Raw genomic sequence first — 22,042 nt, forward strand, 5'->3', positions numbered from 1 at the left:
CCTGTGTGCAGTGCTATGGCGACGGCTATGGGCGGGTAAATACTCCGATCCCGTTGGGCACCGGACGCTCGGCGCCGCCCGACGGGTGGTTGCGCACCGCTGCCAAGCTCTCGCCCGCCTCCCGCGCGGTGAGCGTGGAGGAGCCGCCGCCGTCAGATTGACCGCGTCCTCGGCGCCGAGCGCCCGCATGACGTCGGCCAGTTCGCCGACCGTCAGCCCGGAGCGGTGGCCCGTACCCCCGTCCGGGCCGCCCCGTGCGCCGGGCCCGCCCCGGCGACGCCCGTACCGACCAGCGCGGTCCAGGCGAGAACCACCGCCGTCGCGCGCGTACGGAGTCTGTGGCCACGCCGTGTCAGCACGCCCCGCCTCCCGGTGCCGGCCGCCAACCGAGCGGCTCCGTCCCGTACTTCGACCGGTACCGCCGGCGCCGTGGGAACGGCGAGGAAATGACCGGGGACCACCCGTGGAACTCTTCGCGCGCCCCTGCCCACGGGGCCCACGGCCCCCCGATACTCACTGGCGTCCGTCGTGCACATCCGGCACCGCGCCGGGACGAGAGCCGGGAGGCCCCATGGTCCGCCGTACACGCCGCGCCTTTGTCGTCACCCTCGGAGCCGCTCTGGCGGGCGGCGCGGCCGCACCCGCGTTCGCCGGGTCGCCGGCCACCGGGAAGGACAGGCCGCCGCTGGCCAGAGCCCATGCGCACAACGACTACGAGCACCCGCACCCGCTCACCGACGCGCTCTCCCACGGCTTCGGCAGCGTCGAGGCCGACATCTGGCTGGTCGGCGGCCAGTTGCTGGTCGCCCACGACGCCACCGAGCTCGACCCCACCCGCACTCTCGAGTCGCTCTACCTCGATCCGCTGGCCCGGCGCGTCAAGGCGAACAGCGGCCGGGTCTTCCGCGGCTACGACCTGTCGCTCCAACTGCTGATCGACATCAAGACCCCGGGCGAGCCCACCTACCTCGAACTGGCCAAGCGGCTGCGGGCCTACGGACCCATGTTCAGCGCCGCCTACGGCGGGGTCGGCGGCCGGGTGCGGCGCGGCCCGGTGACCGCGGTCGTCTCCGGCGACCGTGGCGCGCGGACCCCCATGGAGGCCGAGACGGTGCGCCACGCGTTCTACGACGGGCGGCTGGAGGACCTCGGCAGCGGTGTGCCCGCCTCCTTCACGCCGCTCATCAGCGCCGATTGGACCAAGACCTTCAGCTGGCTGGGCGCGGGCCCGATGCCGCGGGCGGAGCGGGAGAAGCTGCGCCGCATCGTCGGCTCCGCGCACGCCGACCGCCAGAAGGTGCGCTTCTGGGCCACTCCCGATGTGGCCGGGCCGGAACGTCTGGCCCTGTGGCGCGAGCTTTTGGCCGCCGATGTCGATTACCTCAACACCGATGACCTGGCGGGTCTTGAGGACTTCCTGCGCGGCGCTCACTGACGGGCCGCGGGGCGCTCGGCAGTCACCGGCAGATCATACGATCACGGGGCGGACTGCCCCGGGAGGCGCGCGAGCCCGGGCGCGTGGCGGCGGCCGTGAAAACCCTTCGCGGGCCGCCGTTCCCGGCATCATACTGGCGCCCATGCTCGTCAGAACCGCCACCTCCGAGGACTGGCCCGCCATCTGGCCCTTCCTGCACCGGATCGTCGCCGCGGGCGAGACCTACACCTATCCGCGGGACCTGGACGAGGACCGGGCCCATGACATCTGGATGCTCGAGCCCCCGAGCCGTACCGTGGTCGCCACGGACGCGGACGACACCGTGCTCGGCTCGGCCAAGATGAACCAGAACCACATGGGGCCCGCCTCTCATATCGCGAGCGCCAGTTTCATGGTGGCGCCCGAGCACGCCGGGCGCGGCGTGGGACGGGCCCTGGGCGAGCACGTGCTGGAGTGGGCGCGCGCCGAGGGCTACCGGGCGATGCAGTTCAACGCCGTGGTGGAGAGCAACACCCGGGCGGTCGCGCTGTGGCGCTCCCTCGGCTTCGAGGTGGTGGGCACCGTCCCGGAGGCATTCGAGCATCCGACGAAGGGCTGTGTCGGGCTGCACATCATGCATCGCCTTCTCTGAGCCCGGCCTCCTCGTCGAGCCCGGCGTCCTCCTCGGCCCCGGCGTCCTCGTCGAGCCCGGCGTCCTCGTCGGCCCCGGCGGGGTCCCTCAGGCCCGCCGGGTCGTCGAGGACCGCCTGCACAACGGAGTGGGCCGCGCCCAGCAGTGGGCCGTCCGGACCGAGCAGGGAGATGACCACCGCCCCCTGCCCGGTGCGGGCCGAATCCGCGACCCGGCGGGCCAACTCCCGCTCCAGTGAGGGCAGCAGCCAGGGCGCCAGCGGCGTCAGCGCCCCGCCGAGCACCACCTTCTCCGGATCCAGGAGGTTCACCGCGCCAGCGAGGGCGATACCGAGTGCGGCCCCCGCGCTGCGCAGTGCGCTCCGCGCCTGCCGGTCGCCGCTCGCCGCTCGTACGGCCAGCAGGGCGATCCGGCCGCCGGGGCCCGGGTGGGCCGCGGCCTGACCGGGGGACAGGCCGCTGGCCCGCAGCACCGCCTCCTCGCCCGCGTACTGCTCCAGACAGCCGCGCCCGCCGCACGGGCAGGCGGGCCCCTCGGGGTGTACCGGCACATGGCCCAGCTCGCCCGCGAAACCGTGGGTGCCGCGCAGCAGCCGCCCGTCAAGGACGACCGCCGCGCCGATGCCGATCTCGGCCGAGACATGGATGAAGTCGCGCGGCGCCGGGTCGTGGCCGCCCCGCCACAACTCGGCGAGCGCGCCGAGGTTGGCCTCGTTGTCCACGGTGAGTGGCCGGCCGGGGAGCGCGGCGCGCAGCCCGGGGCCGATGTCCACGCCCTCCCAGCCGAGGTTCGGGGCGCGGACGACCAGCGAGGACTCACGCGCGATCAGCCCGGGCACGGCCACCGCGACCCCGACCGGCCGCACCCCCTCGAGCTCCGCCTCCGCCGCCACCTGCCGTACCAGGGCGGCGAGTTGGTCGATGACCGGGGCCGGGCCGCGGTCCCGGTTGGGCGAGGCGACCTCGGTGCGGGCCCGTACCCGCCCGCCGAGGTCCACCGCGCACACCGCGAGGTGATCCACGCCGATCTCCGCGCCCAGACCGGCCGGACCCCGCTCGTTGAGCTGCAGCGCGGTTCCGGGGCGGCCGACCGTGCCGGGTCGCGAGGGGCCCAGTTCGACCAGCAGCCCGTCCTGGGTCAGCTCGTCGACGAGTGTCGAGACGGCGGCCCGGGTGAGCCCGACCCGGGTCGCGACGGCCGCGCGGGACAGCGGGCCGTGGGCGGCCACGGCGTGCAGCACGAGGGACAGATTGCGCCGGCGCATCGCCTGCTGGGTGTTGGGCAGTGGCGCTGCCACCTGATCCGTCTCCTCTCGCGCGGTCCCGCTCATTCTGCCCGGCCGCCAAGCCCGGCCGAGCCCTGGGCCCCTGGCTTCCGCGCCCGGCATCGCTGGCTCCGGCCCAGCAGTCCGTCCGCGTCGGACAGCACCCGGGACAGGCGCTCCAGCGCCGCCTCGTCGCGCGGCACCGCTGCGTACGACGGCCCTTCCGCGGTCGCCCAGCGCCGCGCCACGGCGGCCGGGTCCTCGCCCAGCAGCAGCCCGGCGGCCTGGGCGGCGGCCCCGAGGGCGACCAGCTCCTCGGCCCGGGGCACCTGGACGGGGCGTCCGCTCAGCCGGCGGACCGTCTCCCGCCATGCAGTCCCCTTGGCGCCGCCGCCGATGAGCAGCAGTGGCGCGTCGGGCGCCGCGTCCGCCTCCAGGACCTGGTCCAGCGCGGTGAGCAGGGCGAACACCGCGCCGTCGTAGGCGGCCTGGAGCACCTGGCCGGGTGTGGTGTCATGACGCAGACCGTGCAGCAGCCCGGAGGCGTGCGGCAGGTGGGGAGTGCGCTCGCCATCGAGGAACGGCAGGAGCACGGCTGAGCCGCCCGGCTCCACCTCCTCCCGGTCACGCCCCAGCAGCGCGGCGATCCGGTCGACGGCGAGCGTGCAGTTGAGGGTGCAGGCGAGCGGCAGCCACGCGTCGCGGGCGTCGGCGAACCCGGCGACGACCCCGGTGGGGTCGGCGGGCCGGCGCGAGGAGAGCGCGTACACGGTGCCGGAGGTGCCGAGGCTGAGCACCGGTTGCCCGGGGCGCAGCCCGAGCCCGAGGGCGGCCGCCATGTTGTCGCCCGTGCCGGTGGCCACCAGGGCGCCGGTGGGCAACGGCAGATCGGGGAGGTCCCGTACGGTCCCGGCGGCCTCGCCGTGGCGCAGTACCCGGGGCAGCAGAGCGGGGGAGAGCCCGGCCAGGTCCAGGATCTCCTCGTCGTACGCCTCGGTCGCGGATGCCCACCAGCCGGTGCCCGAGACGTCGCCCCGGTCGGTGGAGCCGTAGCCGGTGAGCCGTTCGGTGAGGTAGTCGTGGGGGAGCCGGACGGCCGCGGTGGCGCGGGCCGCCTCCGGCTCGTTCTCCTTCAGCCAGGCCCACTTGGTGACGGTGAACGCGGGCGCGGGCACACTGCCGACCCGATCCGCCCACGCCTTGGGGCCTCCCAGCTCCTCGACGAGCCGGTCACGCTGCGGTGCGGAGCGCACATCGTTCCACAGCAGCGCGGGCCGTACCGAGCGGCCGGCGGCGTCCAGGGTGACCAGGCCGTGCTGCTGGCCGCCGACGGAGATCGCGGCCGCCTCGCGGGCGTACGTCCCGCACTGGCGCAGCGCCTCGGCCAGGGCCTCCCACCACTGCTCCGGGACGGATTCCTTGCCGGTGCCGTCGCTGCCGCCGCTCACGGTGTGCGGGGCCTGCCCCCGGGCGAGGACCGTTCCCGTCGCCGAGTCCACGACCAGCGCCTTGGCCGACTGCGTGGAGCTGTCCACGCCGACGACGAGCGGCCCTTCCGGTACGGGCATGGCTGCTGCTGCCATCTCGCGGTCTCCCTTGCGTCCCTGGTGTGCGGTGTGCGGATCGGGGCTTCCCCGGAATGCTCGCGCATACTAATTTGTAAAGCGCCATGACGAAATAGTCCGCGCAACAGACGAGGGAGCCGCGATGAGCTACCACCCCACCCCCGAGGACCGGTTCACCTTCGGACTGTGGACGGTCGGCTGGCAGGGCAGGGACCCGTTCGGGGACGCCACCCGGCCGGCGCTCGACCCCGTCGAGTCCGTGACCCGGCTCGCCGAACTCGGCGCGTACGGCGTCACGTTCCACGACGACGACCTGATCCCCTTCGGCGCCTCGGAGACCGAGCGCGAGTCGCACATCAAGCGCTTCCGGCAGGCCCTGGACGCCACCGGGATGACCGTGCCGATGGCCACCACCAACCTCTTCACCCATCCGGTCTTCAAGGACGGCGCCTTCTCCGCCAACGACCGGGACGTGCGCCGCTACGCCCTGCGCAAGACGATGCGCAACATCGACCTCGCCGTCGAGCTGGGCGCCAGGACCTATGTGGCCTGGGGCGGCCGCGAGGGCGCGGAGTCCGGAGGCGCCAAGGACGTACGGGCCGCGCTGGACCGGATGAAGGAGGCGTTCGACCTGCTGGGTGCCTACGTCACCGAACAGGGCTACGATCTGCGCTTCGCCATCGAACCCAAGCCCAACGAGCCCCGCGGCGACATCCTGCTGCCGACCGTCGGCCACGCCCTCGCCTTCATCGAGCGGCTGGAGCGGCCCGAGCTGTACGGGGTGAACCCGGAGGTCGGCCACGAGCAGATGGCCGGGCTCAACTTCCCGCACGGCATCGCCCAGGCGCTGTGGGCCGGCAAGCTCTTCCACATCGACCTCAACGGCCAGTCCGGGATCAAGTACGACCAGGACCTGCGGTTCGGGGCGGGCGACCTCAGGGCCGCCTTCTGGCTCGTCGACCTGCTGGAGACGGCCGGCTACGACGGCCCGCGTCACTTCGACTTCAAGCCGCCGCGCACCGAGGACATCGCGGGCGTCTGGGCGTCGGCCGCCGGGTGCATGCGCAACTACCTCATCCTCAAGGAGCGGGCGGCCGCCTTCCGGGCCGACCCGGAGGTCCAGGAGGCGCTGCGCGCCTCGCGCCTCGACCAGCTGGCCCAGCCCACGCTGAACGAGGGCGAGACCCCGGCCGCGCTGCTCGCGGACCGCACCGCCTTCGAGGACTTCGACGTCGACGCCGTCGCCGAGCGCGGTATGGCCTTCGAGCGCCTCGATCAGCTCGCCATGGACCATCTGCTCGCCGCGCGCGGCTGAGCGGATGCCGGCCGCCGCTCCCGCGCCCCCGACGGGACCGGCGGCCGGGGCCCGGCTCAGGGCTCCCAGGGGCCGCCTGCCTCAGTCGGGATCCGGGGCCGCCAGACTCGACAGGGCCGCCGCCGGGTCCTGGGACGGTGGGCCGGCCGGGCACCAGTGCCCGCGTTCCTTGCGGTAGGGCCACCAGCGTCCATCGGGTCCGTAGCGCACCTGGGCGTCGGTGCCCACCGCCGTCCAGCGGTTGCCCGTCGCGCGCAGCCGGGGTGCCTGCTCGCCCTCCTCCCAGGCGGCGGCGAGCTGGGCACGGGCGCGCGCCAGCGACTCCGCGTCCGGTGTCCACTCCTCCTCCAGCACGGCGAGCGCGGCGGCCCCGCCGTGCTCCCAGGCGCGTACGGCGCGCGCCAGGCCGGGGCGGTCGCGGCCACGGTCCGCCGCGAGGCGGGCGGCGATCGCGGCCGGGGGACCGGCGGCGGTCAGCCGTACCGTGTCCTGCCACACCGTGAGCGAGGCCGGGAGCGGTGACGTGGCGTGGCCCGGTGCCAGCGCCTCGGCCAGCAGCCGCTGGGCGCGAACGGCGGCGTCGGCCGCGAGGAACTCCAGCGCGGCGACGTCCAGCCCCGGCGCCGGCTCCACGCCGCCGACGAGCGCCGGGGGCCGGCCGGGTGCGGCCACGGTGGGCGGGGGCGCGGGCAGCGGCGGCGGACCCGGCACGGCGAACGCCTCCCGCGCCGGTACGCCCTCCGGGACCGTGGCAGCGGCGGCCTCCGTGGCCGGGGCGTGCCGGGCGGCCCGCGCCACGTTGCGCACCTGGAGCTCGTCCAGCAGCTCCCTCTCGCCCCGGCCACGCATCAGCAACAGAACGAACGGGTCCTCGTCCAGCAGCCGGGCGACCTGATAGCACAGCGCGGCGGTGTGCGGGCAGTGGTCCCACGCCTCACAGGCGCACTCCGGCTCCAGATCGCCTATCCCCGGCAGGAGTTCGACGCCCGCGGCGGCCGCGTCCTCGCCGAGCTGCGGGGGCATGTCCCGGTCCAGCAGCGCGGCGATATGGCCCGAGCGGCCTGCGACCACCTCCAGCAGCCGGTCCCATTCGGCCCCGCTCAGCTCCTGGAGCAGGACGTCGGAGCGATAGGGCGTGCGGTCCCGGTCCCGTACGACGGCCGTGATCCGCCCCGGCCGCACGCACACCGCTCCGACCGCCCCCTCTCGCGCGTGCCTGCGCCCCCGTTTGAGCTGTTCGCCGTCCAGAGCCGTGTCCTCCAGGGCCTTCAGCCACGCCTGGCCCCACCAGGTCCGGGCGAAGCCGCGGCCGGGAGCGGGCGGCAGGGCGGCGAAGGTGCGCTCGGGCGCGCCCTCGTCACAGGTGTTCCCGTCCTGGCTCATCGCTCGGTCCCCCTCAGCTCCACGAGCTCCGCCAGCTCGGCGTCGGTCAGTTCGGTCAGCGCGCCCTCGCCGGAGCCGAGCACCGCGTCCGCCAGCTCCCGCTTGCGCTCGAGCATCGCCGCGATCCGGTCCTCCACGGTCCCCTCCGCGATGAGGCGGTGGACCTGCACCGGCTGGGTCTGGCCGATGCGGTACGCGCGGTCGGTGGCCTGGTCCTCGACCGCCGGGTTCCACCAGCGGTCGTAGTGCACGACATGCCCGGCCCGGGTGAGATTCAGCCCGGTGCCGGCGGCCTTCAAGGACAGCAGGAACACCGGGACCTCACCGTCCTGGAACGCCCGCACCATCTCCTCGCGCCGCGCCACCGGTGTGCCGCCGTGCAGCAGCCGGGTCGGCACCCCGCGCGCGGCCAGATGCTGTTCCAGGATGCGCGCCATCCGGACGTACTGCGTGAAGACGAGGACGCTCGCCCCCTCGGCGATAATCGTCTCCAGCAGCTCGTCGAGCAGCTCCAGCTTGCCGGAGCGGCCCGGGATTGTGGGCCGGTCCTCCTTCAGATACTGCGCCGGGTGGTTGCAGATCTGCTTCAGCCCGGTGAGGAGCTTGACGATGAGTCCGCGCCGCACCAGGCCGCCGGTGCCGGAGATCTCGGCGAGGATTTCGCGCACCACCGCCTCGTAGAGCCCGGCCTGTTCCTTGGTGAGCGCGACGGTCCGGTCGGTCTCGGTCTTCGGCGGGAGCTCGGGGGCGATGCCCGGGTCGGACTTGCGCCGCCGCAGCAGAAAGGGGCGGACCAGCTTCGCCAGCCGCGCGGCGGCCGCCGGATCGCTGCCGCTCTCGACCGCCTGGGCATAGCGCGTGCGGAACGCCCCATGGGTGCCCAGCACCCCGGGCGTGGTCCAGTCGAGGATCGCCCACAGCTCGGAGAGGTTGTTCTCGATGGGCGTGCCGGACAGCGCCACGCGCGCCTTCGCCCCGACGGTGCGCAGCTGCTTCGCGGTCGCCGTGAACGGGTTCTTGACGTGCTGCGCCTCGTCGGCGACCACCATGCCCCACGGTCCGGCGCCGGCCAGCGCCCGCGCGTCCAGCCGCATGGTCCCGTAGGTGGTGAGGACGAACTCGCCGTCCGCGAGGCCGTCGAGACTGCGTGCGGCGCCGTGGTAGCGGCGCACCGGGGTGCCCGGCGCGAACCGCTCGATCTCGCGCCGCCAATTGCCCAGCAGGGAGGTGGGACAGACCACGAGGGTGGGCCCGGCGGCCTCGGGGACACCCTGCCGGTGCAGATGCAGCGCGATCAGCGTGATGGTCTTGCCGAGCCCCATATCGTCGGCGAGACAGCCGCCGAGGCCGAGCGAGGTCATCCGCACCAGCCAGTCCAGGCCGCGCAGCTGGTAGTCGCGCAAGGTGGCGGCCAGGGCCGCGGGCTGGGCGATGGGCCGCTGATCGGGGCGGGTGACCCCTTCGGGGTCCGCGAGGCGGTCGCGCAGCGCCGCCAGCCAGCCGGTGGGCTCGACGTCCACCTCGGTGCCGTCGGCCTCCGTAGTACGGCCGGCGAGGACGGCGCCGAGCGCATCGGCGGGAGTGAGCTTGCGGTCCTGCCTGTCCCGGGCGCGGCGCGCCGACTCCGGGTCGAGGACGACCCATTGGTCACGCAGTCGCACCACTGGGCGGCTGGCCTCGGCGAGCCGGTCGAGCTCGGCACGGGTGAGCTCCTGGTCGCCCACCGCGAACCGCCAGCTGAAGCGGAGCAGCGCGTCGGCGGAGAGGTAGGAGGGCATCCGGGGCTCCATACCGCCCTCGCCGCCCTCGCCCCCCTCGCCGTCCGGGCCGACGACGGCGCGGGCGGTGAGCCCACGCACCAGCTCCCTGGGCCAGTGCACCTGGATCCCGGCGGCGTCCAGCGCCCCGGCCGCCGGACCGAGCAGCTCGGTGACCTCCTCGTCGCCGAGGTCGATCGCCTCCGGGACGGCGGCCGACAGCAGCGGAGCCAGCGGCGCCCAGGCGCGGGCGGCCCGCCGCAGCGTCAGCAGCGCGTCCATACGGGCGCGCGGGCCCAGGGCCGTCGCGACGGGCGAGGCGCCCGACCAGATGTCGGCGGCGTCCGCGACCACGGCCGGATCGGTGAGGCTGTGCAGCTGGAGGACGGCGCGGAGGTCCGGACCGGCCGCCGCACCACTGTCGTCGCCAAGCGCATCGCCGCCCTCGCCAAGGTGAAGCAGCTCGATCCGGAGCGAGAGCCGTACGCCGGCGTCGTGTCCGGCGGCCACATCGGCCGCCCAGGCCCGCTGCGCCGGCAGCCGCCGCGGCGTGGCGGCTGCGAAGGCGGGGCCGCCGGCGGCCAGGGACGCGGCGGGGGTGCGCGGCAGCCCGTCCGCCACCGCGTCGAGGAACGACCGCAGATGCCGCTCGGGTTCGGGCAGCAGCACGGGGTCGGTGCCGGGCAGCGGCAGCGCGTGGGCGGCGGGCGGCATGGCGGCGGCCAGCTCGCGTACCCGTCGCAGGTCGTCCGGGGAGAGCGGGCCGACGCGCCAAGCATCGTGGTCGGTGGCGGTGAGGCCGGGCAACAGCCGTCCGCGGGCGGCGATTTGGAGGGCGAGTACGGCGGCGGCGCCCCAGAAGGCCGTGGTGGGGTCGGTCTCCCGGGAGGCGGCCTGCACCGGGCCCGGCTGCGAGGCCCGTGCCCTGGCCCGGGTGAGCACCGGCAGCGCCTCGCTCAGGGGCAGCACCAGGGCCCGTACGGTGCGCGTGTGGACCTTGAGGTCGCCGGCACCGGCATCCGGGACGACGACGGTCACCTCCTCGGTGGAGCCGGTGGCGGGACCGGACGGGGGCGGGCCGTCCGGCCGCCAGAAGGCGATCCGGCCGGTGCGTGCCGGGTCAGCGGGCAGGAAGACGGCCGTACTGCGGCAGAGTTCGGCGATCTCGGAGGGTGTGGCCGCGGGGGGTGGTGTCACAGCGCTGACGCATTCCTCAAATTTGACTAGTGGAGACCGGAGCCGCCGAGGGTACAGGACGCGGCCGGGATCAGGAACCGGGCGCCGCCGGTGTCCGTTGTGAGAAGTGAACGCGGCTATGGGCCGTGAAGGAGGCGGGTGAGATGTCCACGCGCGCGAAGGTTGCCGTCGGAGGTGTGGCGGTAGGAGTGATTCTGCTGTGGCTGCTGCCGTTCTGGGCGGCGTTGCTGGTGATCGTAGGGGTGCCGGCGGCGGCCTATCTGCTGCTGGATTCCTCGCAGCGCCGCAGGCTGCGCAGGGTCTCCCGCAAGGAGCTCGGCCGCTGACCGGGGCCCTTTTGACCGCTGGCCGGGCCCGGAGCCCAGGGCGGCACGCGCCTGGGAGTGACCGTGCAGTACCGATCGCGGGCGCCCAGGGTCCACCGGGCCCGGCCAGCCGGGGGAGGGGGCGAGGCCGCATGGCCCGGTGGCCGGGCGGCCACCACCTTCCGCCCCCCGGCCGCCGAGCGCAGTGCGCGCGGCGCTCACCACCGTCCAGTCCCGCGACTCCCCGCCCGGCACGCTCGCTGCCGCCGAACGCTGGCTTCAGGCGACCGCGGAGAGCGCGGCGGGCCGGGGCGACGCCGAACGCGCGGCGTTCACCGCGCGGGTGCTCTGTCAGGTGGCGGCCGATCCGCGAGGCTCCGGCCGGTCCTCACCTTGAGGATGGACGGCCGCGCGGCAGCGGCCGTCTGGGCGGCGGTCACCGAGGCGGCGAGGACGGCCGGGACGACGGCGGACCCCTCAGGACATCCCCGCGCGGACGGCGGCCCCCCGCCGTCTCCCCTTCGTTACCCTCGCGGAACCGCGGCCCAGGCCGCCGTCGCCCCCCAACGGCCGCCCAGGGTCTGGCGCGCCGCGACGGAAGGGCTCGGGTGCGCGCACGGCGACGAGTCGGCCGCCGCTCCGCGCCGCAGCCGGCGCGGCGGTCTTCGACACGCTGCTCGCGCGGGCCCGCATCGACGGCGGGCCAGCGGACGATGAGGAGCGCCGCGCCGCTGCCTGCGCCGCGCCGCTGCCTGCGCCGCGCCGCTGCCTGCGCCGCATCGCCGACTGCGCCTCCGCCGTCTTCCACCGGCTCGGGCGGGCACGGGGCGGCGGGCTCGCCTCGTCCGACGCCGCGGTGGACGCGCTGGTGGCCGCCGGGCTGCGGTGCGAGGCCAGTGGGGCGGCGCTGAGCGTGGCCTGTGCCGCGCTGCACGCGGGCGACGCCGCCCCGGCCCGCTGGGAGCGCTGTCTGTCGCTGGCCGAAGAGTGGCCCGACCGCCTCCGGTTCGACAGCCATCTCTCCTTCGACCACGACCGGGCCGCGGTGCGCGACGCGGTCCTCACCGTCGTCGGCGCGCTCCGCGGGCGCGGCGGCGCCGCCGCCGGGCTGACCGCCCTCGCGCTGGTCAAGGGCGTGGGCGGAAACAGCGGCTGGGCGGAGGTCTGGCGGACGGAACGCGAGGCGCTGCGCCGGGACGACGACCCGGACACGGCCGAGGCCGCCCTCCTCGCCGGCCCGCCGTCCCCGTGGTGACCGGCGCGCTGCCTGGCCCCGGCGGTCAGTTGGGGCGTACGGCCATCTTGTCCAGAGCCGTCAGCAGCGCCGGCAGCTCCGGACCACGGCCTACCGGCAGGACCTCTCCCGGCTCGTCGTCCAGCAGGACGAACGCGATGTCGTCGGTCCGCGCGACCATGCTCCAGCCCGGCCCGTCGGCCCGGAGCGTCCGCGCGTCACCGGCGGCGAACGCCGAGCGGATCCGGCCCAGCGGCGGGGGCGTGTCGAGATACCCGCGCGCCTCCTCGAGCACTCGCCGTACGCCCCCGTGCGGCTTCTCGCCCGGGGACACGAACGTCACCTCACTGTCGACCTGTTCGCGCCATATCGCCCACTGGAGCGCGATCTCGTCCGCCCCGAGCCGCCGTTGCGCCGCGCCCCACCGCTCGCTGTCCGGCGGCGCGAGCGGCCGGGCGGCGTCGCCGAGCTCCGGGTCGGGCGCGGGGTCGTGCGGCGCCGGAACGCCCGGAGCGGCCACGGCCACCGCGAGCGGCCAGCCGGGCAGGGAGGAGACCACGGTCCGGTCGTCGAGGGACAGGTCGTACTCCATGCCGCAGTCCCATGTCGCGATGGCGCAGGCGACGAGCGACACATCATCGGTGACCACGGTCCAGCGGGCACCGCGGCCGTCCTGGCCCAGCACCAGTCCGTAGCCGACCTCGTACGGTTCCAGGCCGAGCGCTGCGCAGGCCTCGGGGTAGTCGTCGCCAAGCACGCTCGGGAATTGAGCGGGTGTCAGCAGCACCGCGGTCAGTACATACAGCGCGTCATCGCCTGACTCCTCCGTGGCGGGCACGGCAGCCTCCTCATGCGGTTCCGGATCCGATGGGCCGATCCGTCGTCGGCGCACCCTAACCAGCCGGTAGGCGCGGCGTCGAGGGTTCGTGCCGGGGCCGGTCTCCGCGGCCGGCCGGGGCCCGCCGCTCGGCCTCACCGCGCCTGACTGTCCGTACGGACCGAGACCGCCAGAAAGCACGTGTCCTCATCGGTGTACGACTCCAGAAGCCAGCCGGAGCGGGCCAGCAGCGGCCTCAGACGGGGCTCCGCCCGCAGATCGCCGGGGGTGATCGGGCGGCCGTGACGGGCGGCCAGCGCGGCCCGTCCCACCGCGTGGAACAGCGCTAGCCGCCCGCCGGGCCGCACCACTCGGGCCAGCTCGCGCAGCCCGGCGCCGGGCTCCGCGAGATGGGAGATCAGCCCGGCGGCGAACACCGCGTCGAGACAGCTGTCGCGCAGCGGCAGTCGCGCGACGTCGGCGAGGGCGAGCGCCGCGCTGCCGTCGTGGCCGGCGCGCACGGCGGCCTCCAGCATGGCGGGCGTGAGATCCACCCCCACAACGGTCCCCTCGGGGCCGACGGCCTCGCGCAACGCGGGCAGCGCGCGGCCGGTGCCACAGCCCGCGTCGAGCACTGTGTCCCCGGGGCGCAGACCGAGGTCGGCGACGGCGGCGGCATAGGCCGGGCCGTCGTCCGGGTAGCGGCTGTCCCAGCCGGCCGCCCGGGGGGTGAAGAACTCCCTCACCTCGGCGGCACTGGCTCCATGGGCGTGCTCATGACGCATCGAGGCTCCTCGCTCGGTGAACTCGCAGCCTACGACGTGTCCCGATCATCGAGGTTGCTCAGGGTGGACTGGAAGCGCTCCCACGGGTGCATATTCGTGCATCGATCGATCGCTCTGGCATCTGTCACTGTCAAATTCCAGCAGATTCCGAAATGCGCCCCCGGTGTGCGCCCCCGCCGGGTCTAGCGTCCCTGGCCCAAGGGGGGCACACCTGGAGCGTCGCCCGGCGCGGCGCATTCCGACCGAGGGAGACCGCCCATGACCACGCGCCGCCGCACCGCCGCCCGTTCCATGGACGACCTCGACCGGATGCTGGACGATCTGGTGGCCCGGGTCGGGGGCATGCGCCATGCCGTCGTGCTCTCCCCCGACGGTGCGGTCATCAGCGCGTCCGGAGGGCTCTCCCCAAGGGACGCCGAGCACCTGGCGGCCGTCGCGTCCGGATTCCACGGCCTCGCCAGGAGCGCGGATCGTCGTACCCGCGGCGGCCCGGCCCGGCAGACGGTGATCGACACGGGGGCGGGCCGGCTGTTCGTCGCGGCGGTCGCGGGCGGTGCGTGTCTGGCCGTCCTGACCACGGAGGGTGCCGACCCGGCCGCCGTCGCCGCCGAGACGGACCGGGCGGCGGAGCGGGTCGTCTCCCCGCTGCCGGTTCGGCCCGGTGCCCCGGGGTACCCGGAGGAGCCCGCCGGCGGCGGAACGGAAGACCACAGCGAAGGGACACGGCGATGCGAGCGGTGACCTGGCACGGTCGGCGCGATGTACGCGTGGAGACGGTGCCCGACCCCATCATCAAGGAGCCGACGGACGCCGTTGTGCGGATCACCACCACCGGGCTGTGCGGTTCCGACCTTCATCTCTACGAGGTGCTCACGCCCTTCATGACCCCCGGTGACATCCTCGGACATGAGCCGATGGGACAAGTCGAGGAGACCGGTCCGGAGGTGAGGAACCTCAGCCCCGGCGACCGGGTGGTGGTGCCGTTCCAGATCGCCTGCGGCCACTGCTGGATGTGCCGTGAGGGGCTGCCGACGCAGTGCGAGACCACCCAGGTCGTCGAGCACGGCATGGGAGCGGAGCTGTTCGGCTACACCGAGCTCTACGGCGCGGTGCCGGGCGCCCAGGCCGAATATCTGCGGGTGCCCCAGGCCCAGTACGGTCCGCTCAAGGTGCCCGAGGGACCGCCGGACGACCGCTTCCTGTACCTCTCGGACGTCCTGCCCACCGCCTGGCAGGCGGTCGAGTACGCGGCTGTCCCACCGGACGGCACGGTGGCCGTGCTCGGCCTCGGCCCCATCGGGGGCATGGCCTGCCGGATCGCCGCCCTCCGGGGAGCCGGCCGGGTGATCGGCGTGGACCTTGTCCCCGAGCGGCTGCGCCGGGCGCGTGCCGACGGGGTCGAGGTGTTCGACCTGCGGGACGCCGGCAGCCGGGAGGACCTCGTCGAAGCCGTCCGCGCGACCACCGGCGGGCGCGGACCCGACGCGGTCATCGACGCGGTGGGGACGGAGGCCCATGGCAGCCCGGTCGGCCGCGCGGCCCAGCGGGCCACCGAGCTGCTCCCGCGGGACTGGGCCGCCAAGCTGACCTCGAAGGCCGGTGTCGACCGGCTGGCGGCACTGCGGCTGGCCATCGCCCTGGTGCGGCGCGGCGGAACGGTCTCGATCAGCGGGGTGTACGGCGGGATGGCCGACCCGCTGCCGCTGCTGACCATGTTCGACAAGCAGATCCAGGTGCGGATGGGCCAGGCGAATGTGCGGCGGTGGGCCGACGACATCCTGCCGCTGCTGACCGACGAGGACCCGCTGGGTGTCGACGCGTTTGCCACCCACCGGATGCCGCTGGACGAGGCCGCCCGTGCCTATGAGATGTTCCAGCGCAAGGAAGACGGAGCGATCAAGGTCCTCATGCGCCCCTGAGCGTCGGGTGGATGGCAGTGCGTCGTGAAGTGAGGGATTTCCGGACGAAAATCGGCTAGCTAGGCGGCGACGTCGGAGAGGGCGGTGACCTTCTCGATACGGACCCGGACCAGCAGCTCGCCCGGCACGGCGTTACGGGCGCCGAACTCCTCGGCGCGGTCCTCACCCATGTAACGGGCCGCGATCCGGGTGGACCACTCGCGGAGCTGCCCCAGGTCGTCGCTGAGTTCGGCGCGCCCCCGCATCGTGACGAAGGCGAACGGGGGCCGGTCGTCGTCCACACACATGGAGACCCGGCCGTCCCGCGCCAGGTTGCGCCCCTTCACCGAGTCCTTACCTGTCATGAAGAGGAGGTCGTCGCCATCGAGCGCAAACCACACGGGCGCGATGTGCGGGCTTCCGTCGGCCCGGACGGTCGCCAGTTTTCCGGTGCGGGTGCCTTCCAGGATGAATTTTTGCCACTGATCCTTGGTCATGTTCTGTGCCATGTCTCCATCCTGCGTCAAACAGCGCCCAGTAGCGGGGTGACTGGCAGGGCGGGTTGCCCAGACGGCGGCAGTGAGAAAGGCTTGCACGCAGCTGAAGGGGAATCGGGGAGGAACCGAATGGCACTGAGCAAGGGGCTCGACTGGTTACTGGACGACCTGACCGAGCGGATCGCGCAGATACGGCATGCCCTGGTGTTGTCGACCGACGGGCTGGTGACGGGGGCCAGCACCTCGCTCGAGCGTGAGGACGCCGAGCACTTGGCCGCGGTCGCCTCCGGACTGCACAGCCTCGCCAAGGGGTCCGGGCACCACTTCCGGACGGGCCGGGTGCGGCAGACGATGGTCGAATTCGAGGAGGGCGTCCTCTTCGTCACGGCGGCGGGTGACGGCAGCTGCCTGTGTGTGCTCAGTGGCCCGGAGGCCGATGTGGGGCAGGTCGCCTACGAAATGGCGCTGCTGGTCAACCGGGTGGGGGAGCATCTGGGAGTCGAGGCCAGGCAGGAGAGCGGCGCGCCACGCTGAGGCCGAGCCGGAGTTATCCACAGGCCTGATGGACCGTCGTGCCTCGCGGCTATCGTCGTCACTGTCAGTGATTGATACATCGCGGGGGAGGACATCGTCATGGCAGTGCGAGCGCATCGGGAGCTGCAGGCCGGGGAGGGGAAGCCGGGCGGCCCGGGGGAGAGCGTCGCGTTCAGCACGGCGACCCGGGCGCTGGGCCTCAAACCGCTTGAGCTGGAGCTGGCCATGCAGCTGGGCGAGGTGCGCACCGTCTCCACCGGCACCGGAACCGGCACCGGCACCGGAACCGGCCGCCGGGTGGCGCGCGAGGAGCTGGCGCGGGTGACTGCCGCCGAGGGCTTCCCGGAGGCGCTTCACGCAAGGCTCCGCGTGGTCGGCACGGCGGAGGGAGCCGAGTTGCTGGGCATCAGTCAGGGGCGGTTCACCCGTCTTGCGCGGGGCGGCTTTTTCGCCCCGGTCCGGTTCTATGTCAATCGGTACCGGGTCGTCGTATGGCTCTATCTGGCGGCCGACCTGGCCGAGTTGGCCGCCCGGCAGCCGGAGTCGCTGATCGGGCGCACTCCGCCGGGGCTGAGCGCGACGCTGGCCGCGGGGGAGGACGCGCGGGCGGCGAAATGGCGGGCCCGGCGAGTCGATCAGCTACTCGCCCGGGCCCGGGACCCCTGGGAGCGGGCCGGGGCACTGGCCGCGGTGCTGGGCTCCATCGAGCTGGCATCGGCCGTCGACGATCCTCACGAGCGGGCCTATGTGCGCGAGCTCCGCCCCGCGCTCCTCCCCGTGCGTCCTACGGCCGCGGCGGCCCGGGAGGTCGTCGACAAGGTGCTGACGGCCGACGACCCGCGGGAGATCGTGCGCTATCGGGTCGCTCTCGCCTCCGCTGTGCGGGACGCCCGCCGGTCCCGGCCCGCGCCGCGGCCCGACGCCGCGGTGGTGCCGCCGCACAGTGGCCGCACCCGGCCCCCGGCCCGCCCGCGGAGCCTGTGGCACAAGCTGGTCGGCAGGCGCTGAACCAGGCCGACCGTCACCGCGGGCTCAGCCGCTCTCAGCGGATCCCTCGGCGGGTGGCAGCCGACGGAACAACCCCTCTTGCACCACCGAGACCAAAAGCCGGCCCTCGCGGTCGTAGATCCGGCCGCGTGCCAGGCCCCGGCCACCGGTCGCCACGGGCGACTCCTGATCGTAGAGAAACCACTCATCGGTACGGAAGGGCCGGTGGAACCACATCGCGTGATCCAGCGAGGCCATGTCGAAGCCCCGTGGGCCCCACAGCGGTTCGACGGGCATGCGCACCGCGTCCAGCAGCATCATGTCGCTCGCATACGTGAGCGCGCAGGTGTGCACCAGCGGATCGTCGCCGAGCGGTCCGACCGCGCGCATCCATACGGCGCTGCGCGGCTCCGCACCCTTGAGCTCCTCGTCCGTCCAGCGCAGCCGCTCGACATACCGGATGTCGAAGGGCTGCCGGCGCTCCATCCTCGCGAATGCCTCGGGGAGCGCCCCCAGATGGGCGCGGACCTCATCGGCGAGGCGCGGCAGGCTCTCGGGGCCAGGCACCTCGGGCATCGGCAGCTGCTGTTCGATGCCGCCCAATTCCGGATGATGGAAGGAGGCCGTCAGATTGAAGATCGTACGACCCTGCTGGATGGCGACGACCCGGCGGGTGGTGAAGGAGCGCCCGTCCCGGACGCGCTCCACCTGGTACACGATGGGCACGCCGGGCCGCCCCGGCCGCAGAAAATACGCGTGCAACGAGTGCACCGGGCGCTGCCCGTCGGTCGTCCGCCCGGCGGCCACCAGTGCTTGCCCCGCCACCTGCCCGCCGAACACCCGCTGCAGCGACTCGTCGGGGCTGCGGCCGCGGAAGATGTCCAGCTCGATCCGTTCCAGATCGAGCAGATCGACCAGGCGCTCGGCGGGATTTGTCATCGGTGGCGCTCCTTCGGTGCGAGGGCCCGCGACACGGACCACCTTCAGGAGGCTACAACTGACCCACGTCGGTGATCCGGACCACCGCCCGGCCCTCCTCGTCGGAGGCGGCGAGATCGACCTCGGCCGAGATGCCCCAGTCATGGTCGCCGTTCGGATCGTCGAAGGTCTGCCGCACCCGCCACAGCCCGTGCTCCGGCTCCTCCTCGATCCGCAGCAACTTCGGTCCCCGCGCCTGCGGTCCGGTGCCGAGCTCGTCGTACTCCTCCCAGTACGCGTCCATGGCCTCCGCCCAGGCGTCCTCGTCCCAGCCGGCGTCCGCGTCCAACTCGCCCAGTTCCGCGACCTTGTCGAGCGCGGCCAGTTCGACCCGGCGGAACATCGCGTTGCGCACCAGCACCCGGAACGCGCGGGCGTTCGCGGTGACCGGCCTGACCTGGTCGGCGCGCTCCTGCGCCTCCTCCGCCGACTCCTCCTCCGGATTGGCGAGCTGCTCCCACTCGTCGAGGAGGCTGGAGTCGACCTGCCGCACCATCTCGCCGAGCCAGGCGATGATGTCCTCGAAGTCATCGGACTTCAGATCGTCCGGCACGGTGTGGTCCAGCGTCTTGTAGGCACTGGCCAGGTAGCGCAGCACGATGCCCTCGGTGCGCGCGAGGTCGTAGAACGAGGTGAACTCCGTGAAGGTCATCGCGCGCTCGTACATGTCGCGGATCACCGACTTGGGCGACAGCGGATGGTCGCCGACCCAGGGGTGGCTCTTGCGGTAGAGGCCGTAGGCGTGGAAGAGCAGCTCCTCCAGCGGCTTGGGGTAGGAGACGTCCTGGAGCCGCTCCATGCGCTCCTCGTACTCGACGCCGTCCGCCTTCATCGCGGCGACCGCCTCGCCGCGCGCCTTGTTCTGCTGGGCCGCCAGGATCTGCCGCGGATCGTCCAGCGTCGACTCTACGACCGAGACCATGTCCAGGGCGTAGGACGGGGATTCGGGGTCCAGCAGCTCGAACGCGGCGAGCGCGAAGGTGGACAGCGGCTGGTTGAGCGCGAAGTCCTGCTGCAGATCCACGGTCAGCCGGACGTCCCGGCCCTCCGCGTCCGGGGTCTTCAGCCGCTCCACGATTCCGCCGTCCAGCAGCGAACGGAAGATCGCGATGGACCGGCGGATATGGCGCAGCTGGTTCTTGCGCGACTCGTGGTTGTCCTCCAGCAGCCGGCGCATCGCCTGGAAGGCGTTGCCCGGCCGGGCGATGACCGACAGCAGCATCGCGTGGGTGACCCGGAACCGGGAGGTGAGCGGCTCGGGTTCGGACGCGATGAGCTTCTCGAAGGTGTTCTGGCCCCAGTTGACGAAGCCCTCCGGCGCCTTTTTGCGGACCACCTTGCGGCGCTTCTTCGGATCGTCCCCGGCCTTCGCGAGCGCCTTCTCGTTCTCGATGACATGCTCGGGCGCCTGAGCCACCACAAAGCCCGCGGTGTCGAACCCGGCCCGTCCGGCACGGCCGGCGATCTGGTGGAACTCCCGCGCCCGCAGGGTCCGCACCCGCTGGCCGTCGTACTTCGTCAGCGCGGTGAACAGCACGGTCCGGATCGGCACATTGACGCCCACGCCGAGCGTGTCCGTACCGCAGATGACCTTGAGCAGTCCGGCCTGCGCCAGCTTCTCCACCAGCCGCCGGTACTTCGGCAACATGCCCGCGTGATGCACCCCGATCCCGTGCCGGACGTAACGGGACAGGTTCCGGCCGAACTTGGTGGTGAACCGGAAGTTGCCGATCAGCGCGGCGATCTCGTCCTTCTCGGCGCGGGTACACATATTGATGCTCATCAGCGCCTGGGCCCGCTCCACCGCCGCCGCCTGGGTGAAGTGCACGATGTAGACCGGCGCCTGCCGGGTCTCCAGCAGCTCGGTCAGTGTCTCGGTGAGCGGCGTCGTGCGGTACTCGTAGCTCAGCGGCACCGGCCGGGTCGCGGACCGCACGACCGCGGTGGGCCGCCCGGTGCGCCGGGCCAGATCCTCCTCGAACCGGCTCACGTCGCCGAGCGTCGCCGACATCAGGATGAACTGCGCCTGGGGCAGCTCCAGCAGCGGGATCTGCCACGCCCAGCCCCGGTCCGGCTCCGCGTAGAAGTGGAACTCATCCATCACCACCTGGCCGATATCGGCGTCCTTGCCGTCCCGCAGGGCGATGGACGCCAGTACCTCGGCCGTACAGCAGATGACGGGCGCGTCGGAGTTGACCGACGCGTCCCCGGTGAGCATCCCGACGTTCTCCGTGCCGAAGAGCTTGCACAGCTCGAAGAACTTTTCCGAGACCAGGGCCTTGATCGGCGCGGTGTAGAAGGTGACCTCCTCCCGTGCCAGCGCGGCGAAGTGGGCGCCCGCCGCCACCAGGCTCTTGCCCGAGCCGGTGGGGGTGGAAAGGATCACATTCGCCCCGGACACCACCTCGATCAGCGCTTCCTCCTGGGCCGGATAAAGCGAGATGCCCCGCTCTTCGACCCAGGTCGAGAACGACTCGAAAAGGGCGTCGGGGTCGGCGTCGCTCGGCAGCTGATCGATGAGAGTCACGTGCCTATACTGCCTGGTTTCCCCCGCCGGGCGGGAACCGGCCGTACAGACGAAGATCATTCGCAGTTAGGCTGTGCCGCGCTGATGCAACCAACTCCCGCGCGAACGCGGGCAACAACAGGGGCGGGGTACGACCATGATGGGACCGGCGCATTCGCTGTCCGGGGCGGCGGCCTGGCTGGGGGTGGGGGCGGGGGTAGCGGCGGCCGGTCATGCCATGCCCTGGCCGGTGCTGGTCGCCGGCGCGCTGATCTGCGCGGGAGCGGCGCTCGCCCCCGACCTCGACCACAAGGCGGCGACGATATCGCGTGCCTTCGGGCCCTTTTCCAGGGGCCTGTGCGAGGTGATCGACAAGATCTCGTACTCCGTCTACAAGGCCACCAGGAAGCCGGGCGACCCGCGCCGCACCGGCGGTCACCGGACCCTCACCCACACCTGGGTCTGGGCGGTGCTGATCGGCGGTGGCGCCTCGGCGCTCGCCGTGGCAGGCGGCCGCTGGGCGGTGCTCGGCATTCTCTTCGTCCATATGGTGCTGGCTGTCGAGGGGCTGCTGTGGCGCGCGGCGCGGGTCTCCAGCGATGTCCTGGTGTGGTTGCTCGGGGCGGCCGGCGCGTGGATCCTCGCCGATGTGCTGCACAAGCCGGGCAACGGCTCGGACTGGCTGTTCACCGCGCCGGGCCAGGAGTACCTCTGGCTCGGTCTGCCGATCGTGCTCGGCGCCCTGGTGCACGACATCGGCGACGCGCTCACCGTCTCCGGCTGTCCGATCCTGTGGCCCATCCCGATCGGCCGCAAGCGCTGGTACCCGATCGGGCCGCCGGAGGTGATGCGCTTCCGAGCGGGCAGCTGGGTGGAGCTGAAGGTGCTGATGCCGGTCTTCATGGTGCTCGGCGGCGTGGGCGGCCTCAGCGCCCTCGGCTTCATCTGATCCCT

The 22,042-nt window shown here is 73.3% G+C and carries 20 protein-coding genes and 1 pseudogene; 11 read left to right on the plus strand and 10 right to left on the minus strand.

All coding sequences use genetic code 11. The features are described 5' to 3' along the window. Positions 1-25: 25 nt before the first annotated feature. Positions 26-228, minus strand: a pseudogene (locus tag ABZU99_RS10965) (phosphodiester glycosidase family protein); the annotation flags it as partial. A gap of 343 nt (positions 229-571) precedes the next feature. Here ABZU99_RS10965 and ABZU99_RS10970 point away from each other — a divergent pair. Then, a complete protein-coding gene (locus ABZU99_RS10970) occupies positions 572-1,435 on the plus strand; it encodes a phosphatidylinositol-specific phospholipase C/glycerophosphodiester phosphodiesterase family protein (protein ID WP_356049263.1) in 864 nt (287 codons plus the stop codon). A gap of 142 nt (positions 1,436-1,577) precedes the next feature. Further along, complete coding sequence (locus ABZU99_RS10975) at positions 1,578-2,066, plus strand: GNAT family N-acetyltransferase (protein WP_356049261.1); 489 nt, start codon at positions 1,578-1,580, stop codon at positions 2,064-2,066. Here ABZU99_RS10975 and ABZU99_RS10980 read toward each other — a convergent pair. Both ABZU99_RS10980 and xylB read right to left on the minus strand, forming a co-directional pair. Beyond that, positions 2,047-3,330, minus strand: coding sequence for an ROK family transcriptional regulator (locus tag ABZU99_RS10980; protein WP_356049295.1), 1,284 nt, complete (start codon positions 3,328-3,330; stop codon positions 2,047-2,049). The genes ABZU99_RS10975 and ABZU99_RS10980 overlap by 20 nt on opposite strands. Positions 3,331-3,392: 62 nt before the next feature. After that, the gene (gene xylB, locus ABZU99_RS10985; protein WP_356049293.1) at positions 3,393-4,898 is read right to left on the minus strand and encodes a xylulokinase; all 1,506 of its coding nucleotides are present in this window, start codon (positions 4,896-4,898) and stop codon (positions 3,393-3,395) included. Between the two features lie 139 nt (positions 4,899-5,037). Here xylB and xylA point away from each other — a divergent pair, with 139 nt between their 5' ends. Further along, positions 5,038-6,210 carry a xylose isomerase gene (gene xylA, locus ABZU99_RS10990; protein WP_355948353.1) on the plus strand — a complete coding sequence of 391 codons (1,173 nt, stop codon included), beginning with the start codon at positions 5,038-5,040 and terminating at the stop codon, positions 6,208-6,210. Between the two features lie 81 nt (positions 6,211-6,291). On the opposite strand, the gene ABZU99_RS10995 is transcribed toward xylA, so the two are convergent. Further along, positions 6,292-7,593: an SWF or SNF family helicase gene (locus ABZU99_RS10995; RefSeq protein WP_356049259.1), complete on the minus strand. Its 1,302-nt coding sequence runs from the start codon at positions 7,591-7,593 to the stop codon at positions 6,292-6,294. Beyond that, positions 7,590-10,547 carry a DEAD/DEAH box helicase gene (locus tag ABZU99_RS11000; RefSeq protein ID WP_356049257.1) on the minus strand — a complete coding sequence of 986 codons (2,958 nt, stop codon included), beginning with the start codon at positions 10,545-10,547 and terminating at the stop codon, positions 7,590-7,592. Before ABZU99_RS11000 ends, ABZU99_RS10995 begins: the two co-directional genes overlap by 4 nt. 143 nt (positions 10,548-10,690) lie before the next feature. Here ABZU99_RS11000 and ABZU99_RS11005 point away from each other — a divergent pair, with 143 nt between their 5' ends. From ABZU99_RS11005 to ABZU99_RS11015, 3 genes are all read left to right on the plus strand, one after another. Next, a complete protein-coding gene (locus ABZU99_RS11005) occupies positions 10,691-10,873 on the plus strand; it encodes a hypothetical protein (RefSeq protein ID WP_355948361.1) in 183 nt (60 codons plus the stop codon). A gap of 184 nt (positions 10,874-11,057) precedes the next feature. After that, positions 11,058-11,249 (plus strand): hypothetical protein, encoded by a 192-nt coding sequence (locus ABZU99_RS11010; protein WP_355948363.1) that lies wholly within the window; start codon positions 11,058-11,060, stop codon positions 11,247-11,249. A 459-nt stretch (positions 11,250-11,708) separates the two neighbouring features. Beyond that, positions 11,709-12,107 carry a hypothetical protein gene (locus tag ABZU99_RS11015; RefSeq protein WP_355948365.1) on the plus strand — a complete coding sequence of 133 codons (399 nt, stop codon included), beginning with the start codon at positions 11,709-11,711 and terminating at the stop codon, positions 12,105-12,107. 25 nt (positions 12,108-12,132) lie between these two features. Here the strand turns inward: ABZU99_RS11015 and ABZU99_RS11020 are convergent, their stop codons facing one another. Together ABZU99_RS11020 and ABZU99_RS11025 are read right to left on the minus strand one after the other, a co-directional pair. Further along, a complete protein-coding gene (locus ABZU99_RS11020) occupies positions 12,133-12,924 on the minus strand; it encodes a hypothetical protein (protein ID WP_356049255.1) in 792 nt (263 codons plus the stop codon). 134 nt (positions 12,925-13,058) lie between these two features. Further along, the gene (locus ABZU99_RS11025; RefSeq protein WP_355948370.1) at positions 13,059-13,688 is read right to left on the minus strand and encodes a methyltransferase domain-containing protein; all 630 of its coding nucleotides are present in this window, start codon (positions 13,686-13,688) and stop codon (positions 13,059-13,061) included. 258 nt (positions 13,689-13,946) lie between these two features. Here ABZU99_RS11025 and ABZU99_RS11030 point away from each other — a divergent pair, with 258 nt between their 5' ends. Continuing rightward, complete coding sequence (locus ABZU99_RS11030) at positions 13,947-14,429, plus strand: roadblock/LC7 domain-containing protein (RefSeq protein ID WP_355948373.1); 483 nt, start codon at positions 13,947-13,949, stop codon at positions 14,427-14,429. Beyond that, positions 14,417-15,607, plus strand: a complete 1,191-nt coding sequence (locus ABZU99_RS11035; protein WP_356049252.1) for a zinc-dependent alcohol dehydrogenase — start codon at positions 14,417-14,419, stop codon at positions 15,605-15,607. Before ABZU99_RS11030 ends, ABZU99_RS11035 begins: the two co-directional genes overlap by 13 nt. A gap of 59 nt (positions 15,608-15,666) precedes the next feature. Here ABZU99_RS11035 and ABZU99_RS11040 read toward each other — a convergent pair whose 3' ends face one another. Further along, entirely contained in the window at positions 15,667-16,095 is a 429-nt protein-coding gene (locus ABZU99_RS11040; RefSeq protein WP_355948377.1) for a PPOX class F420-dependent oxidoreductase, read from the minus strand. Between the two features lie 117 nt (positions 16,096-16,212). Between ABZU99_RS11040 and ABZU99_RS11045 the strand changes: the two genes are divergently transcribed. Both ABZU99_RS11045 and ABZU99_RS11050 read left to right on the plus strand, forming a co-directional pair. Continuing rightward, on the plus strand, positions 16,213-16,617 hold the full coding sequence (locus ABZU99_RS11045) for a roadblock/LC7 domain-containing protein (RefSeq protein ID WP_356049250.1): 405 nt from the start codon (positions 16,213-16,215) through the stop codon (positions 16,615-16,617). A 99-nt stretch (positions 16,618-16,716) separates the two neighbouring features. Next, complete coding sequence (locus ABZU99_RS11050) at positions 16,717-17,625, plus strand: DUF6397 family protein (RefSeq protein ID WP_356049248.1); 909 nt, start codon at positions 16,717-16,719, stop codon at positions 17,623-17,625. Between the two features lie 24 nt (positions 17,626-17,649). On the opposite strand, the gene ABZU99_RS11055 is transcribed toward ABZU99_RS11050, so the two are convergent. Together ABZU99_RS11055 and ABZU99_RS11060 are read right to left on the minus strand one after the other, a co-directional pair. Beyond that, a complete protein-coding gene (locus ABZU99_RS11055; protein ID WP_355948382.1) occupies positions 17,650-18,543 on the minus strand; it encodes an acyl-CoA thioesterase II in 894 nt (297 codons plus the stop codon). A 52-nt stretch (positions 18,544-18,595) separates the two neighbouring features. After that, complete coding sequence (locus ABZU99_RS11060; RefSeq protein ID WP_356049246.1) at positions 18,596-21,169, minus strand: DUF3516 domain-containing protein; 2,574 nt, start codon at positions 21,167-21,169, stop codon at positions 18,596-18,598. Between the two features lie 76 nt (positions 21,170-21,245). On the opposite strand from ABZU99_RS11060, the gene ABZU99_RS11065 reads away from it, so the two are divergent. Next, positions 21,246-22,037 carry a metal-dependent hydrolase gene (locus ABZU99_RS11065; protein ID WP_356049244.1) on the plus strand — a complete coding sequence of 264 codons (792 nt, stop codon included), beginning with the start codon at positions 21,246-21,248 and terminating at the stop codon, positions 22,035-22,037. Positions 22,038-22,042: the final 5 nt, after the last annotated feature.

Source organism: Streptomyces sp. NPDC005266, assembly GCF_040607655.1.
Lineage (GTDB): Bacteria > Actinomycetota > Actinomycetes > Streptomycetales > Streptomycetaceae > Streptomyces.